Annotated in this window: 18 protein-coding genes; 10 read left to right on the forward strand and 8 right to left on the reverse strand. The window is 53.6% G+C overall.

Going from position 1 to position 14,202, the window contains the following annotated elements; genetic code table 11:
* Nucleotides 1–939 carry an MlaD family protein gene (locus Q4606_RS14710; RefSeq protein WP_303608002.1) on the forward strand — a complete coding sequence of 313 codons (939 nt, stop codon included), beginning with the start codon at nucleotides 1–3 and terminating at the stop codon, nucleotides 937–939.
* Nucleotides 936–1,571 (forward strand): ABC-type transport auxiliary lipoprotein family protein, encoded by a 636-nt coding sequence (locus Q4606_RS14715; RefSeq protein WP_303595821.1) that lies wholly within the window; start codon nucleotides 936–938, stop codon nucleotides 1,569–1,571. Before Q4606_RS14710 ends, Q4606_RS14715 begins: the two co-directional genes overlap by 4 nt.
* Here the strand turns inward: Q4606_RS14715 and pgsA are convergent.
* The 4 genes from pgsA to Q4606_RS14735 form a co-directional block, all read right to left on the reverse strand.
* Nucleotides 1,559–2,110 (reverse strand): CDP-diacylglycerol--glycerol-3-phosphate 3-phosphatidyltransferase, encoded by a 552-nt coding sequence (gene pgsA, locus Q4606_RS14720; RefSeq protein ID WP_303595820.1) that lies wholly within the window; start codon nucleotides 2,108–2,110, stop codon nucleotides 1,559–1,561. The genes Q4606_RS14715 and pgsA overlap by 13 nt on opposite strands.
* A gap of 7 nt (nucleotides 2,111–2,117) precedes the next feature.
* The gene (gene uvrC / locus Q4606_RS14725; protein WP_303608003.1) at nucleotides 2,118–3,980 is read right to left on the reverse strand and encodes an excinuclease ABC subunit UvrC; all 1,863 of its coding nucleotides are present in this window, start codon (nucleotides 3,978–3,980) and stop codon (nucleotides 2,118–2,120) included.
* Nucleotides 3,964–4,623 carry a UvrY/SirA/GacA family response regulator transcription factor gene (uvrY, locus tag Q4606_RS14730; protein WP_303595818.1) on the reverse strand — a complete coding sequence of 220 codons (660 nt, stop codon included), beginning with the start codon at nucleotides 4,621–4,623 and terminating at the stop codon, nucleotides 3,964–3,966. The genes uvrC and uvrY overlap by 17 nt, the downstream gene beginning before the upstream one ends.
* Before the next feature lie 99 nt (nucleotides 4,624–4,722).
* Nucleotides 4,723–4,974, reverse strand: coding sequence for a hypothetical protein (locus Q4606_RS14735; protein ID WP_303608004.1), 252 nt, complete (start codon nucleotides 4,972–4,974; stop codon nucleotides 4,723–4,725).
* Between the two features lie 119 nt (nucleotides 4,975–5,093).
* On the opposite strand from Q4606_RS14735, the gene Q4606_RS14740 reads away from it, so the two are divergent.
* A complete protein-coding gene (locus tag Q4606_RS14740) occupies nucleotides 5,094–5,798 on the forward strand; it encodes an AzlC family ABC transporter permease (protein ID WP_303608005.1) in 705 nt (234 codons plus the stop codon).
* Nucleotides 5,791–6,141: a branched-chain amino acid transporter permease gene (locus Q4606_RS14745; protein ID WP_303595815.1), complete on the forward strand. Its 351-nt coding sequence runs from the start codon at nucleotides 5,791–5,793 to the stop codon at nucleotides 6,139–6,141. The genes Q4606_RS14740 and Q4606_RS14745 overlap by 8 nt, the downstream gene beginning before the upstream one ends.
* Before the next feature lie 9 nt (nucleotides 6,142–6,150).
* On the opposite strand, the gene Q4606_RS14750 is transcribed toward Q4606_RS14745, so the two are convergent.
* Nucleotides 6,151–6,555, reverse strand: a complete 405-nt coding sequence (locus Q4606_RS14750) for a DUF1330 domain-containing protein (RefSeq protein ID WP_303595814.1) — start codon at nucleotides 6,553–6,555, stop codon at nucleotides 6,151–6,153.
* A 131-nt stretch (nucleotides 6,556–6,686) separates the two neighbouring features.
* Here Q4606_RS14750 and Q4606_RS14755 point away from each other — a divergent pair, with 131 nt between their 5' ends.
* Nucleotides 6,687–7,634 (forward strand): AEC family transporter, encoded by a 948-nt coding sequence (locus Q4606_RS14755; protein ID WP_303608006.1) that lies wholly within the window; start codon nucleotides 6,687–6,689, stop codon nucleotides 7,632–7,634.
* 20 nt (nucleotides 7,635–7,654) lie between these two features.
* Here Q4606_RS14755 and Q4606_RS14760 read toward each other — a convergent pair whose 3' ends face one another.
* Nucleotides 7,655–8,425, reverse strand: a complete 771-nt coding sequence (locus tag Q4606_RS14760) for a fructosamine kinase family protein (protein WP_303608007.1) — start codon at nucleotides 8,423–8,425, stop codon at nucleotides 7,655–7,657.
* A 94-nt stretch (nucleotides 8,426–8,519) separates the two neighbouring features.
* On the opposite strand from Q4606_RS14760, the gene Q4606_RS14765 reads away from it, so the two are divergent.
* Nucleotides 8,520–9,134, forward strand: coding sequence for a DUF938 domain-containing protein (locus tag Q4606_RS14765; RefSeq protein ID WP_303608008.1), 615 nt, complete (start codon nucleotides 8,520–8,522; stop codon nucleotides 9,132–9,134).
* Nucleotides 9,134–9,574, forward strand: a complete 441-nt coding sequence (locus tag Q4606_RS14770; RefSeq protein ID WP_303608009.1) for an N-acetyltransferase — start codon at nucleotides 9,134–9,136, stop codon at nucleotides 9,572–9,574. Before Q4606_RS14765 ends, Q4606_RS14770 begins: the two co-directional genes overlap by 1 nt.
* A gap of 48 nt (nucleotides 9,575–9,622) precedes the next feature.
* On the opposite strand, the gene chrA is transcribed toward Q4606_RS14770, so the two are convergent.
* Nucleotides 9,623–10,819, reverse strand: a complete 1,197-nt coding sequence (gene chrA / locus Q4606_RS14775; RefSeq protein WP_303608010.1) for a chromate efflux transporter — start codon at nucleotides 10,817–10,819, stop codon at nucleotides 9,623–9,625.
* Between the two features lie 290 nt (nucleotides 10,820–11,109).
* Here chrA and Q4606_RS14780 point away from each other — a divergent pair, with 290 nt between their 5' ends.
* Nucleotides 11,110–11,664, forward strand: a complete 555-nt coding sequence (locus Q4606_RS14780; RefSeq protein WP_303608011.1) for a carboxymuconolactone decarboxylase family protein — start codon at nucleotides 11,110–11,112, stop codon at nucleotides 11,662–11,664.
* 87 nt (nucleotides 11,665–11,751) lie between these two features.
* The gene (gene yghU / locus Q4606_RS14785) at nucleotides 11,752–12,627 is read left to right on the forward strand and encodes a glutathione-dependent disulfide-bond oxidoreductase (RefSeq protein WP_303608012.1); all 876 of its coding nucleotides are present in this window, start codon (nucleotides 11,752–11,754) and stop codon (nucleotides 12,625–12,627) included.
* 67 nt (nucleotides 12,628–12,694) lie between these two features.
* Here yghU and Q4606_RS14790 read toward each other — a convergent pair whose 3' ends face one another.
* Nucleotides 12,695–13,315 carry a TetR/AcrR family transcriptional regulator gene (locus Q4606_RS14790; protein WP_303608013.1) on the reverse strand — a complete coding sequence of 207 codons (621 nt, stop codon included), beginning with the start codon at nucleotides 13,313–13,315 and terminating at the stop codon, nucleotides 12,695–12,697.
* 163 nt (nucleotides 13,316–13,478) lie between these two features.
* Here Q4606_RS14790 and Q4606_RS14795 point away from each other — a divergent pair, with 163 nt between their 5' ends.
* Nucleotides 13,479–14,177, forward strand: a complete 699-nt coding sequence (locus Q4606_RS14795; protein ID WP_303608014.1) for a haloacid dehalogenase type II — start codon at nucleotides 13,479–13,481, stop codon at nucleotides 14,175–14,177.
* Nucleotides 14,178–14,202 lie beyond the last annotated feature (25 nt).

The raw sequence follows: 14,202 nt of genomic DNA on the forward strand, positions 1-14,202 counted from the left end.
ATGGAACCGAAAGCACATCATCTGATCATCGGGCTTTTCACGCTGATTGCGGTGGTGGCAGCGCTGTCTTTTGCCTTATGGTTGGCCAAATCGTCTGCAGACCGTGAATGGGCCTACTATGAAATTGTGTTTGACCACGCAGTAGGTGGCCTCGCAGAAGGCAACCCGGTTCTTTACAGCGGCGTTAAAGTTGGCGATGTGCTTGACCTCAAACTGGACCAGACCAAACCCGGCCAGGTAAGGGTTCTGGTCCGTGTGGAGCAGACTGTTCCCGTGCGGGCGAACACCCGTGCAGGGCTGGTGCTGGCCAATATTACCGGCAGCATGAGTGTTCAGTTCAGCGGTGGCAGCAAAGATAGCCCCGTGCTGGAGGGCAGCAGAGAGGACCCGGCATTGATCATCGCTGAGCCTTCAGCGTTCAACAGCCTCCTCACAAACGGCGAAGTTCTGCTGACCAAAGCGGACAAGTTGCTCACCAGCGCAAACAGGCTTCTATCAGAAGAAAATACCGAAAACCTGACAGCCATACTCCGCAATGCGAGAGAGGCAAGCGACTCACTGCTGAGCAGCCGGGACCAGCTAGCAGCCTTGCTGGAACGCATGGACAATGCCAGTCAACGGGCTGCCGAAGCTGCATCCAGGGTTACGGCCGTCTCGGATAACGCCAACACCTTGCTGCAAAACGAAGGAAAGGCTGTATTGATCACTATGAACGCAGCCATGACCGGAATTGAGGAAACGGCCAACCGTATTGATCAATTAACCCTGGATAATGAGGGCGCCCTGGATTCCGGGCTTCAGGGTATGGGTGAACTGGCTCCGGCTCTGCGAGAGCTGCGCAACACTCTCCGAAACCTGAATCGCTTTACCCACCGACTGGAAGAAGACCCAAGGGGCACTATCTGGGGCGGCCCAACCATCAAGGAGGTATCCCCGTGAATCAAACAGCTACAAAGGTTTTCAGATTTGCGGGTGCCGTCCTGGTATTTTCCGGGATGATGACTGCCTGTACGGTTTTCCCCAGACCGGAACCGCCACGGGTAATGGACTTCCCAGCCCCGAAGAGCCTGCAAAAGAGTGATATCAGCCGGCCTGAAAGCCTTCGCATTGATACACCTTTTGCGTCTGAGCCTTTCAACAGCACCCGGATTCTCTCCAAGCCTGAACCATGGGAATTCCAGGTATATAGAGGCGTACGCTGGCGGGATACGGTGCCGGTAGTACTTCGAGACATGCTAACGGGGGCTTTCAGGGCGAACGCAGGTTTCCGGGATGTCGCCACAGATACCAGCCCCGGCAATACCGATCTCACTCTGGCAACCGAAATTACGGGCTTCCACTCAGTTAGCTATGGCGAGAGCACACGGGTAACCATTGCGGTTCATGGTCAGCTGATCAACAACCGTTCAAGAGCGATTTTGTGCTCCGACAGCTTCATTGTTTCAGCACCAGCAGAAGACAGGGGTGTAGAAGCGGTTGTACAGGCGTTCGGAAGCGCCGGAGAAGATCTGGCGGGCCAGGTTATCGAATGGGCAAACGCCTGTGAAACGCGCCCTGATCAGTCCTCCTGAGGGAAGAGGTCTGGCCAGGCCGCTTTGATGTAAAGCCCCATGGACCAGAGAGTCAGAACGGCGGCAACGTACAAGAGAACAACAGAAAGCTGAGAGAGAAGCAGGCCCGGAGGAAAGGCCAGCAGACCCACGATAGAAGCCATCTGCGCCGTGGTTTTAACCTTGCCAATGTACGACACCGCAACGCTCGCACGGCTGCCAATTTCCGCCATCCACTCCCGCAATGCAGAGATCACAATCTCCCGACCAATGATTACCGTTGCCGGTATGGTGAGCAGGATTGCGGAATACTCCTGAATTAATAACGCCAGAGCTACCGCCACCATCAACTTATCTGCAACCGGGTCGAGAAAGGCACCGAAAGGCGTGCTCTGGTCAAGTTTGCGCGCAAGGTAACCGTCCAGCCAGTCAGTGGCTGCTGCTATCCCGAAAATCGCCGCACTTGCCATGTAGCTCCACTGCACGGGGAGATAGAACACCACCACAAAGACCGGAATCATAACGATGCGGGAGAGTGTGAGCAGATTCGGTAAATTCATAGGGCTTTTACTCATCGTGCAGTGCTGCGTATATGTTTTCAGCCAACGATTTACTGATGCCCTGTACCTTGGTCATCTCATCAACGCTGGCTTTGCGTAGGTCTTGTATGCCGCCGAAATACCGAATGAGCTCCCGGCGACGTTTGGGGCCAACCCCCTCAATGCCTTCCAGCGTGGACTGACGGCGTTTTTTGTCACGCCCTTTTCGATGTCCGGTAATGGCAAAGCGGTGGGACTCGTCCCTGATATGCTGGATCAGGTGCAACGCCGGCGAATCAGCCGGCACCCGAAATACGTTTGCCGTCATGGCATCAATTAACTGCTCCATGCCTGCACGGCGGGTTACTCCCTTGGCGACGCCGATTAGCGGAATATCCGAAATTCCAAGTTCATCAAACACTTCCCGGGCAATGTTCAACTGGCCCTTACCACCGTCGATAAAAACAAGGTCTGGCCGTTTACCCTCACCCGCAACCATTCGACGGTAGCGACGGGTTAACACCTGCCGCATGGCGCCGTAATCGTCGCCGGCAGTGACACCTTCAATGTTATATAAGCGGTAATCACTTTTCAGCGGCCCATTCTCATCGAAAACGACACAGGATGCGACGGTATTCTCCCCATGACTGTGGCTGATATCGAAACACTCCATCCGTGAAGGGGTTTCCGCAAGCTCCAGCATGTCCCGCAGAGCGAGCAACCGACGATAGACCGTTTCTTTGCTGGCAATATGTGTAAGCAGAGTTTGCCGGGCGTTGGTCATCGCCAGCTCCAGCCACCGGCGGCGTTCGCCTCTTACGTTACCACGTATACGGGTTTCACGGTTCGCCGCATCAGAAAGCGCCTGCGCAAGAAGTTCCTGCCCTTCCACATCAACAGGTACCAAGACGTCTTTCGGGATCTCCCGGCGAGTGTTGCCGCCAAAATAGTATTGCCCGAGAAAGGAGCTAAGCAGCTCACCTTCAGATTGCTCAAGCGAATAACGGGGAAAGTAGTCCTTGGTTCCCAAAACCCTGCCGCCCCGCACAATAATCACCACAATACACACCACACCGGCATCCTGTGCGATGGCAATAACATCAGCGTCTCCGCCCTCACCGTCTACCGATTGCTGTTCCTGTACGTGGCGCAAATGGTTGACCTGATCCCGGTAGGCTGCGGCTTTTTCGAATTCCAGGTTTTTAGCGGCTGTTTCCATGGCGTTCATCAGATCACGAATGATCGCCGGGTTTTTGCCTTCGAGAAACATGGTGGCGTGCCGGATATCCTCCCTGTAGTCCTCGGGCGAAATATACTCCACGCAAGGCGCTGTGCATCGATTGATCTGATACTGAAGGCATGGGCGGGTTCTATTTCTGAAATAGCTTTCACTACAAGACCTTATGCGGAAAACCTTTTGCAATACATTAAGACTTTCCTTAACAGCTCCAGAGCTTGGAAAGGGTCCATACCAGGTACCTCCCCCTTTTTTCGTGCGCCCACGCCGGAAGGTTAATGAGGGATAATCGGTGTGGGAAGAAACGTAGATGTAAGGATAGGATTTATCATCCCGGAGCAGGATGTTATAGGGCGGACGCAATGACTTGATCAGGTTCTGCTCAAGCAGAAGCGCTTCCGTCTCGCTCCCGGTAATCGTCACTTCAATGGAGGCAATTTTGGCAACCAGTGCTTCGGTTTTTGGCGCCAACCCGGTTTTTCGAAAGTAGCTGCTGACCCTTTTTTTCAGGTTACCCGCTTTCCCTACGTACAGCACAGAGCCACCGATGTCATACATGCGGTAGACACCGGGCCGTTCTGTCAGCTGCTTCAGGAAGTGCTTACTGTCGAACTCCCCGTTAGTTTCACTCGGGGAATCAGATCTTGTGGGCATCGAGCAACCCAAGACGAACGGCCATTAAAGCCAACTCAACATCACTGGAAATTTCCAGTTTTTCGAATATGCGGTAACGATAGCTGTTGACGGTTTTCGGGCTCAGGCAGAGTTTGTCTGAAATATCCTGAACTTTCTGACAGTCCACAACCATCATGGCGATCTGCATTTCACGCTCGGACAGGCGATCAAACATCGATAACTCGCCTTCCTCGTCCTTATCACCACCCAACTGCTTGAGTGCCATCTTCTGGGCAATTTCCGGGCTGATGTAGCGCTGGCCAGAGTGGGCCATGCGAATTGCGCGAATCATTTCGCGGATATCAGCGCCTTTGGTGACATACGCGGAAGCGCCGCTCTGCATTACGCGAGCTGGATAGGGGTCGTCTGCGCAGGCAGTTACGACGATCACGCGAATGGTATCGTCTATTCTCAGAATGCGTCGCGTAGCTTCCAGACCACCAATACCCGGCATGCGGATATCCATCAATACGACATCCGGGCGGTCTTTGCGCACGAATTCTATAGCGTCTTCACCTGATGAAGACTGGCCGATAACATCAAAATCGGGATTATCCGCGAGCATCCGGGTTATCCCGGAACAAACCAGCTCATGGTCATCTACAACCAGTACCCTGATCAAATCTCACCTCGCATACTGCTTTCGGAAATCAGCGCGATTGTAACGTTTACAGGCGCCCCCGGGTAGGTGCAAACCGAAATACACCGGAATGCTGCCCCTTCAATTCGGAGAGCCAAGCCCGGCTGAATTCTCAACAGGATCGAACCAGACTACCAGATCGCCCCTGTTAATGGCTGCCCGCACCCCACTTAGCTCGGCCAGAGGGTTTTCGGTATCATTCAAGCCGTGGTAGCGAGTGCAATACTCTTCTGCCAGACCATTCAACTGATCTTCCGTCAATAATTCCTTGTCTACAATGAACTTTTCCTCTCGGGGATCAGACTGAGGCTGATGCGCGGTTTCGTCGCTCATATTATCTCCTTTAAAGACGCCTATCTTAGGGATTATGCCGGGCGGGGAGAAGTCTCCCCCACTTTCAAAATCCCGAACGATTCTCTATCATCCTCCGCTTTCAGAAAGTTTGGATGCTAATGAACCCGTTGGTTTTTCGCCTCACACTTCCAATTCTGTTCGGCTATCTCCCGCTCGGGATGGCGTTTGGCGTGCTGTTTACAACCCAGCTAGACTACGCATGGTGGGCAGCGCCCCTGATGGGCGTTGTGATCTATGCAGGTGCCGGCCAGATTCTGGCGGTCAGTCTGCTGACAGTGGGGGCCGGCCTGCTGGAAGTATTCATTGCCATGTTCGTACTCAACGCCCGCCACCTTTTTTACGGACTTTCCTTACTCGGGCAGTTCCGGGGCGCCGGCTGGCGCAAGTTGTATCTTATTTTCGGGCTGACCGACGAGACATACTCACTGCTCACCAGCCGACCGCGCTCTCCCAATACCAACCATGAGCTTGATGTGGATTTTCGAATCACGGCATTCAACCAGGTTTACTGGGTGATTGGCTGCACGCTAGGTGCGCTTCTTGGACGTAATGTTGCGTTCGACAGCACAGGTATTGAGTTTGCGCTTGTTGCGCTGTTTATCGTTCTCACCATTGAACAGCTCAAAGCCCTGGGGGACGCCTTTCCGGTATGGGCCGGTGCTGCGGCTGCGGGAATCTCTATGATCTTGCTACCGCCAGCGCATCAGCTAATCGGCGCTATCGCCATTGTTACCGGCGTACTCTTACTTCAATATCGCAAACTACGAGCCAAACCCGGCACGGAGACTAGTCACCATGTCTGACACTGGTTATCTGGTTGCATTCATTGCTGTGGCCGCAATCGCGACCTTTGCAACCCGGGTCATACCTTTTCTGTTTTTTGAGCGTCATACCGAACACCCGTTAATCAAACACCTGGGGCGCTATTTGCCTGCAGCTGTCATGGCGTTGCTGGCAACGGTTTTCTTGCAACGTTCGGGAGACTGGTCAGGGGCGGCGCCTGGGCTAGACGCAATTCTTGCGGGTGCGCTTGTGGTGATTGTTCATTTATGGCGTCGCAATGCCCTACTCTCAATTGCTGCAGGGACAGCAACCTACATGGCAATACGCCAAACCGGGATACTGGACTCAGGGCTCACGGGCTGAGGTGCGGTCTCAGCCTTGGCCTTCGAGGTTTGCAACCAGCCTTGAGTCGCTCAAAGCGGCGGTGCGATGTTTCACCACCCCCTTGTACTCGGTGCTTTCAATCATTGCCATAAACGCATCGATTGAGGGGTAGCGTACAAGCAACACCTGATCCCAGGATTCATCTGGCGGCGCAATAAGGGAGCCAACACTGCGGCCAGACCATATAACTTCGGCTCCCACGGCACTGACACAGGCGGCAGCTTCGCGCATATACAGTTGGTAGGCTTCACGCCCGCTCCGGTCACCGGATTCATCGGCGTAGTCAGCTTTATCGCGAAATCTTAAAAGGTTCAGCATAACCACGGGCTGGTCTTTGGGCGTGTCTGCCAGTACCTTTTTTAGCTGCTCCGGCGTGGGGTTTACGGCGTTCATGCTTGCCCTCATGTCCAAATTAGGTTGCGCACTACTATAGCCCACCCTCTACGTCTCTCGGCAAGTGATTTCATTACCTTTCCGTCAGAACTATGATACGGGCATCAATCCTCAGACTTTTGGCCAATCAAATGGATCTTATCAGCATTTTCCTACAGACACTGGAAACCACCCTCCCAGTCTTTGCCATGGTCTTTATCGGGCTGGGCCTTCGAAGAATTGGTTGGATTGATGACTCTTTTGTTCACACTGCTTCTGCATTGGTTTTCAAAGCCACACTGCCGACTCTGGTTTTTCTCAGCATTATTAAAGCCGATCTCAATGCATCCCTTAACCCGAACCTTCTTATTTTTTACCTGTTTGCAACGCTCGCCAGCTTTGGCCTCACCTGGCTGTGGGCTCGCTGGAAGGTTGTTCACGAAGACCGGGGCGTGTACGTTCAGGGCGCCTTTCGAGGAAACTGCGGCATTGTGGGCCTGGCGCTGGCGGCTAACCTCTACGGAGAGTTCGGGCTATCGGCAGGCGGCATTCTACTAGGGATAGTCATACTGTCTTACAACGCGCTTTCTGTGATCGTGCTCACCGCCTATCAGCCGGGGCACTCCCCACAATGGAACCGTATCCTTCAGGATATTCTGCGCAACCCTCTGATACTCTCTGTATTCGCTGCCATTCCTGTTGCCTGGCTTGATCTGAAACTGCCCAACTGGGTAATGACCAGCGGTGATTATTTTGCCTCCCTTACATTGCCACTGGCACTGCTGTGCATTGGCGCCACCATTTCTTTCAGCGCTCTTCGCAGTGACAGCTCAACCGCATTCAGCTCTTCGCTCATGAAAATGGTCATACTACCAGTGCTTTGCACCGGTGCCGCATGGGCGATAGGCTTCTCCGGGCCGGAACTCGGCCTGATGTTCCTGTTTTTCGCGAGCCCGACAGCGGCCGCGAGTTTTGTAATGGCGAAAGCACTTGGTGGCAACGACCGTCTGGCGGCAAACATCATCGCAATAACCACGCTGATGGCAAGCGTTACCATAACCCTGGGGGTATTTATCCTGAAGAGCGCTGGCCTCGCGTGAAATGGGACAACCCTAACTTACTAAGCGCCTGTGACCGCCTGTTTCAGCAACGAAAACCCGCGCCGGCACCCATCCAGATAGTCTGAGCCGAAAAGGTTGTAGTGGTTCAGGTAGTGATAAAGATTGTAGATATCGCGCTTCTGCACATAGACCTCTGACCGCGGGTAAAGCCGATCGTAAGCTGCATAAAACGCACTGCCAAAACCACCGAACATTTCGGTCATCGCCAGGTCAGCTTCCCTGTCACCACAATACACCGCAGGGTCAATCAACCAGGGATCTTCGGCATCAAACAACACGTTACCGCACCAGAGATCCCCGTGCAGAAGGCTGGCATGAGTGCAATGTTCATTCAGCCAGTCAACCAGGCTCTCTTGGTAGGTACTTAGACAGTCCTCAAATGCGGCTTTTACAGAAGGCTCTCGAATTATAGAAACCTGGTACCCAAGGCGATCCCTTACAAAAAACTCACCCCAGTTCGCAGACCAACGGTTTGGCTGCGGCGATAGCCCGATGTAGTTATTCCAGCCCCAACCATATTGTGGTTGCCTGGCCTTGTGCATTCGCGCAAGGCCTTCGCCAAACATCTTGAGCGTAGTCGGTGACGCAGAACACGAATCAACCGCCGTAACCTTGAGTTCACTTTCACTGACACTGTAAACCTCCGGAACTCGTAAACAGCTTATCCCCTGGTCGCGAAGAACTTCCCTCAGGCTTTCAAGTCCTTTCGCTTCACAGACCAGCGCATCTGCATACCCGGTGCTGTTCGGTTTGATGAATACGCCCGCCATACTCCGTTATTCTCCTTGGACACTCTCGCTTTCAAACGTTAGATTCATACGGAGCTTGGCACTTCAAACATCCAGCGACAAATCAGGGGCCCCGATGACTGCAGGAAAGCCATTTTCGCAAGCCTGCGAGAATAACAAACAGGTTATTCTCGAAAAACTTGCTACGGTATTCAGCCAACCGGGAACCGTTCTGGAAATAGGAACAGGAACCGGACAACACGCCGTTCATTTTGCAGGTAACCTATCGCACCTTACCTGGCAGCCCAGCGACCATCCGAGTAACTACCAGCTATGCGAGCCATGGCTGACAGAGGCTCGCTTGCCAAACATCAACAAACCACTGGCTCTGGATGTTTCCGTCGAAGAATGGCAATTGCCGCGAATAAACGGAGTTTTCTCTGCCAATACTTCCCACATCATGTCGTGGCCAGAAGTTGAGGCCATGTTTCGGGGGGTATCCGCCAACCTCCAGCCAAATGAAGCCTTCTGCCTGTATGGTCCATTCAATTACAACGGTCAGTTTACCAGTGCCAGCAATCAACAGTTCGACGCGCATCTGCGGCAACAGAACCCGGCAATGGGGATTCGCGACATGAATGACCTGAAGCGCATCAGTAATGAAAACAAACTGTTTCTGGATTCGGATTTCGAGATGCCAGCGAATAACCGACTGCTGGTCTGGCGAAAGTGCGAAACCGACTCCGACTGATGAACTACTCTCTGAGAAATACGCGACTAGACGAACTTGAGTGGCTCTACACGTTGAACAAAGAGTCCTTCCTAGATGTTGTGGTTCGTCAATTTGGCGAATGGGACGAAACCTTCCAACGGCAGCTTTTTTTCTCAAAGTGGGATCAGCCGCGACCGGCCCAGGTTATTGAAACAGGAACGGATCGCGTCGGCGTTGTGATTCTGGAACAGCTTGAGGATTGCAACTGGCTGCATGAGTTGCAGATTTGGCCCGACTACCAGCGGCTAGGTTTGGGAACCACTCTCCTGAATAACCTGCTGGCAGACGCACGGGCGCGGGGAGTCCCGCTTCGCCTTCAGGTTCTGCACGCCAATCAGGATGCGAAGCGGCTGTACGAACGATTGGGCTTTGCGGAAATCGATAAGCTGGATCACCACTATCTTATGGAAATCGTTTAACCGCGCCTAAAACTGGGCTGCGCGCAAACCGCAGGATGACGATGCGCTCTACATGGTAATTAGAATGCCTCCGCTCGCCATGATGATCACCACCGCCCAGGCGGGCAGCTTCCATAGGCTTAGCAACAGAAAGCCCGTAAGTGCGAGAGCAAAGTCTTCAGGGCCGAGAATCGCGCTGGTCCAGACCGGTTGGTAGAGGGCTGCGCCCAGAATACCCACCACTGCCGCATTTGCTCCGCTCATCAAAGCCCGCACGTTGCCCCAGCAGCGGAATCGGTTCCAATGGGGCAAGACCGTGACCAGTAGCAGCATGCCCGGCAGGAAAATCATAACCAACGCCAGAGAAGCGCCGAACAGGCTGCCGCCAAGCGGCGTCATTGTCATTCCCAAATAGGAAGCAAAGGTGAACAGTGGCCCCGGTATTGCCTGAGCCGCGCCATAGCCTGTCAGGAACTCGTTCGCCCCAACCCACCCGGATTCCACAACCTCCGCCTCAAGCAGCGGCAATACCACGTGGCCTCCACCGAATACGAGGGCGCCAGCGCGATAAAAGGCATCCATTACTTGCAGACTTTCGGCGGGGTTGACCCACACCAGAAGTGGCAAGCCGACTAACAAGGCAGAGAAGATTACGCCGGCCATGCGACTGGCACGGATGGAGACGGGTATTAATAACTCGTGAAATTGAACTTCGGTATGGGCTTGGCAAAGTGCCATCCCCGCCAGCGCACCAATCACAATGGCTGCAACCTGACCCAGGGGGCCATTTGCCAGAACGACGATAATCACTGCTGCAAGCGCAATGCCGGCGCGCTTGCGATCCGGGCAGAGATTACGCGCCATACCCCACACAGCGTGAGCCACGATGGCTACAGCCGTTACCTTGAGCCCGTGGATAATGCCCTGACTGACAGGGCCATCAAGCACAGCCGATCCCAAAGCAAAGAGCACCAACACCATGGCGGAAGGCAAAGTAAAAGCCGCCCAGGCTGTAGCGGCACCCCAGGGGCCTGCGCGCATCAGACCCAATGCGAAGCCTACCTGGCTGCTGGCCGGACCCGGCAGGAACTGGCACAGAGCCACCAGATCGGCGTATGCCTGTTCGGACAGCCATCGACGGCGCTCAACAAACTCAGTGCGAAAGTAGCCAAGGTGGGCGATGGGGCCGCCGAAAGAGGTCAATCCCAGCAGTAAAAAAGCCATGAAGACTTCTCTGATACGACTAACGGAGTGCATTCTATTCATGCTTGCTACAGATCCCGATCAAAGAGTGTCATCTTTGCCACGCCCAGGAGCTTTCCCAAAAAAGCGCAACCAGAACCTCTTATATCAAACCCGTCACGGCGAATGTATTTTTGTTAATTGAATGTTCACTCAAATACATATTGAGCGATTGCTCAATTTGAGTTAGAGTCCTTCCGTCGAACTCGCACATACGCTGTATTACGCAATGAACTGAGCGATCTCTTCAATTCGTTACAGCCTATGCAATTGCGAGCTATATCACTTTGATATTAACTGGAAGGAGGCAATCCATGGCCAAGTTTACTCTTCACGATAAGCAAAGTGCGCCGCAGGAAAGCAAAGGCCTACTCGAAAATTCCGTTGAAGCCTTTGGTATGGTTCCAAACCTGCACGCGGTTATGGCCGAAGCTCCTGGACTGCTTGAAGCTTATCAACAGCTTCACCAACTGTTTCTGGACAGCAGCTTTGATGACGAGGAAGTCACTGTGGTGTGGCAGACTATCAATGTTGAACATGCTTGCCATTATTGCGTGCCCGCCCACACCGGCATCGCGAAAAACATGAACGTTGATGACACCATTACCGAAGCGCTGAGAAACGAAACGCCGCTGCCAACTGATCGACTTGAAGCCCTGCGCGAATTCACCCTTGCTCTCGTGCGTGGCCGTGGCAATGTCGACCAAAAAGCAGTGGACGCATTTCTGGAAGCAGGCTTCACCAAGCGCCAGATCCTTGAGGTGATTCTTGCCACCGCGCAAAAAGTGATGAGCAACTACACCAACCATCTCGCAGAAACCCCAGTAGACGAGCCATTCCAGAAATTTGAGTGGCATAAGGCAAGTTAATCATAAAGGCTCGAAAGCCGGCTTGCTGGATTCCCCAAAGGGCAGCTTTCCGGCTTCGAGCGCGAAAACGTATAGGAGATCAGGGTTATGTCGGATACCAATCAGTACCAACCACCAAGCGTCTGGACCTGGGACGCAGAGAATGGCGGTGAATGGGCCAGCATTAACCGCCCCGTCGCAGGGCCGACCCATGAGGCCTCATTGCCGCGAGGAAAGCATCCCTTGCAGATTTATTCAATGGGTACACCCAACGGCCAGAAAGTGACCATCATGGCCGAAGAATTACTTGCTGCTGGTGAAACTGGCGCAGAGTACGATGCGCATCTGATCCGTATTGGCGAAGGTGATCAGTTTTCATCAGGTTTCGTCGACATTAATCCGAACTCAAAAATCCCTGCGCTATTAGATACCGAAACCGGCATCCGGGTCTTTGAGAGTGGCTCGATCCTTCTATATCTTGCCGAGAAATTCGGGCGATTTCTGCCCAAAGAAACGGCCGCACGCACCGAAGTGCTGAACTGGCTCTTCTGGCTGCAAGGATCCGCTCCTTATCTGGGCGGTGGCTTCGGGCACTTCTATGCCTACGCACCGGAAAAGTTTGAATACCCGATCGATCGTTTCACCATGGAAGTCAAACGCCAACTTGACGTACTGGACCGGGAGCTGGCCGAGCATCGCTATCTCGGCGGAAACGAATACTCCATTGCGGATATCGCCACTTGGCCCTGGTACGGAAACCTGGTGCTGGGAGAGGCCTATGACGCAGGCGAGTTCCTACAGGTGGAGAGCTATAAGAACGTGCGCCGCTGGGCAAAAGACATTCTTGAACGCCCCGCCGTTCAGCGTGGCCGTATAGTGAATCGCACCAGAGGCCCGCTTTCAGAGCAACTGCATGAGCGCCATGATGCCTCGGATTTTGATCGGAAAACGCAGGATAAGCTGGCGCCGGAATCAGCGGACTGACGCTCGGGCCTTGAACAACCTGCTCTCTGGATGAAAACCACGAGAGCAGGCAAATATCCACAGACCGTCAGTGCGTATTGTTACCCGATTCACCATTGATGCGCAGCGCTTCCAGTGACAGTGCCATATCCTCTGCCAGGGCATGCACGGCAGCACTGTCCACATCACGCTGAGCAAAGGCCCGCAGCCCCATCACCTCAGCCTGCAACCTGCGGCCGAGCCGGATGGGATCGAGCCGGCTATCCAGTTCCCCCATCCTCTGAGCGTCAGCGAAACGAGACACAAAGCGCGCCTCCATACCAGCCAACAACTCTTCTGCTTTGCTCCGGGCTGCGTGCTCACGCTCACCCAATTCAAGCAGACTTTTTACCAGCATACAGGCACGACTTGGTAAACCCTGGTCACAAAGACCGCCAAGCCCACGCAAATAAGCCGCCAGTCCAGCCAAAGGTGATTCATGGGCGAGTAAGATACGTTCAAGATTCGCCAGCCCCAGACTGGCATATCGCTCCAGAGACTCCTGGAAAAGCCCGTCTTTACTACCGAAGGTTGCATAGATACTCCCCGGTCGCATATCGAGAGCTTTCTCCAGGTCCTTCAGCGAGGTGGCATGAAAGCCTTTCTGCCAAAATAGGTGCAGCGCCCGCTCCAGAGAATCTTGCCGGTTGTGAATCATTGCTCGAGCCATGGATATTTCCAGTTATAGAAGTCGCGATACAACACGACAATAGAGTCTGAATGATTGCTCAATTTTATATTGAGCAATCATTCAAGTCCAGATACAGTCCCAGAAAGAAACTAACATCTCTACAGGTGCCAGCATTTCCGCTAACACAACAAGAGAATGACTTATGCCCACTAAAGGCTTCCCCTCGATAATCGTATTTGACGTAAACGAAACGCTTCTGGATATCACTACCCTGGAGCCATTGTTTGATCGAATCTTTGGCAATCCGGGCGTTCTTAGAGAATGGTTCGCACAGCTTGTACTTTATTCCCAGACAATGACCCTCTCGGGGCTTTATTCGCCATTTGGCGAGCTAGGCATTGGTGCCCTGAAAATGACGGCGAGTATCCATGGCGTGAACATTGCGGATACGGATGTTGCAGAGCTGAAAGAACGAATGAGTTCAATGCCGGCACACCCTGACGTTTTACCCGCACTCACCCGCTTGCAGGACGCCGGGTTTCGAATGGTGACGCTGACCAACTCAGCCGCCGGCGCCTCCCCCACTCCGCTCGAGAAAGCAGGATTAAGCCATTTTTTTGAAAGGGCTTTCAGTGTCGCTGAAGTAGAAAAATTCAAGCCGGCTCCGGACACCTACCGTCTTGTCGCTAAGGAGTTAGGGGTCGAGACTTCAGATCTGTGCCTGGTAGCCTGCCACCTGTGGGATACCATCGGTGCGCAAGCTACCGGGTGCCAGGGCGCATTTCTCAAACGCCCTTACAACGACATCCTGCCTGCAACCAATGTCCCCGTCCCCGACCTTTGTGCGTCAGATCTTACTGGCCTTGCCGACGAAATGATCAAGCGCAGACAAAGCACCTGACCGACCAGGCATCGGTCATGGTGCC

This window comes from Marinobacter sp. 1_MG-2023 (genome assembly GCF_030549045.1).
Lineage (GTDB): Bacteria > Pseudomonadota > Gammaproteobacteria > Pseudomonadales > Oleiphilaceae > Marinobacter.

Coding starts and splice junctions, on each gene's coding strand:
- Q4606_RS14710 (WP_303608002.1), top strand. CDS start 1: ATGGAACCGAAAGCACATCATCTGATCATCGGGCTTTTCACGCTGATT.
- pgsA (WP_303595820.1), bottom strand. CDS start 2,110: ATGAATTTACCGAATCTGCTCACACTCTCCCGCATCGTTATGATTCCG.
- uvrC (WP_303608003.1), bottom strand. CDS start 3,980: ATGCCCACAAGATCTGATTCCCCGAGTGAAACTAACGGGGAGTTCGAC.
- Q4606_RS14735 (WP_303608004.1), bottom strand. CDS start 4,974: ATGAGCGACGAAACCGCGCATCAGCCTCAGTCTGATCCCCGAGAGGAA.
- Q4606_RS14740 (WP_303608005.1), top strand. CDS start 5,094: ATGAACCCGTTGGTTTTTCGCCTCACACTTCCAATTCTGTTCGGCTAT.
- Q4606_RS14745 (WP_303595815.1), top strand. CDS start 5,791: ATGTCTGACACTGGTTATCTGGTTGCATTCATTGCTGTGGCCGCAATC.
- Q4606_RS14750 (WP_303595814.1), bottom strand. CDS start 6,555: ATGAACGCCGTAAACCCCACGCCGGAGCAGCTAAAAAAGGTACTGGCA.
- Q4606_RS14755 (WP_303608006.1), top strand. CDS start 6,687: ATGGATCTTATCAGCATTTTCCTACAGACACTGGAAACCACCCTCCCA.
- Q4606_RS14760 (WP_303608007.1), bottom strand. CDS start 8,425: ATGGCGGGCGTATTCATCAAACCGAACAGCACCGGGTATGCAGATGCG.
- Q4606_RS14765 (WP_303608008.1), top strand. CDS start 8,520: ATGACTGCAGGAAAGCCATTTTCGCAAGCCTGCGAGAATAACAAACAG.
- Q4606_RS14770 (WP_303608009.1), top strand. CDS start 9,134: ATGAACTACTCTCTGAGAAATACGCGACTAGACGAACTTGAGTGGCTC.
- chrA (WP_303608010.1), bottom strand. CDS start 10,819: ATGAATAGAATGCACTCCGTTAGTCGTATCAGAGAAGTCTTCATGGCT.
- Q4606_RS14780 (WP_303608011.1), top strand. CDS start 11,110: ATGGCCAAGTTTACTCTTCACGATAAGCAAAGTGCGCCGCAGGAAAGC.
- yghU (WP_303608012.1), top strand. CDS start 11,752: ATGTCGGATACCAATCAGTACCAACCACCAAGCGTCTGGACCTGGGAC.
- Q4606_RS14790 (WP_303608013.1), bottom strand. CDS start 13,315: ATGGCTCGAGCAATGATTCACAACCGGCAAGATTCTCTGGAGCGGGCG.
- Q4606_RS14795 (WP_303608014.1), top strand. CDS start 13,479: ATGCCCACTAAAGGCTTCCCCTCGATAATCGTATTTGACGTAAACGAA.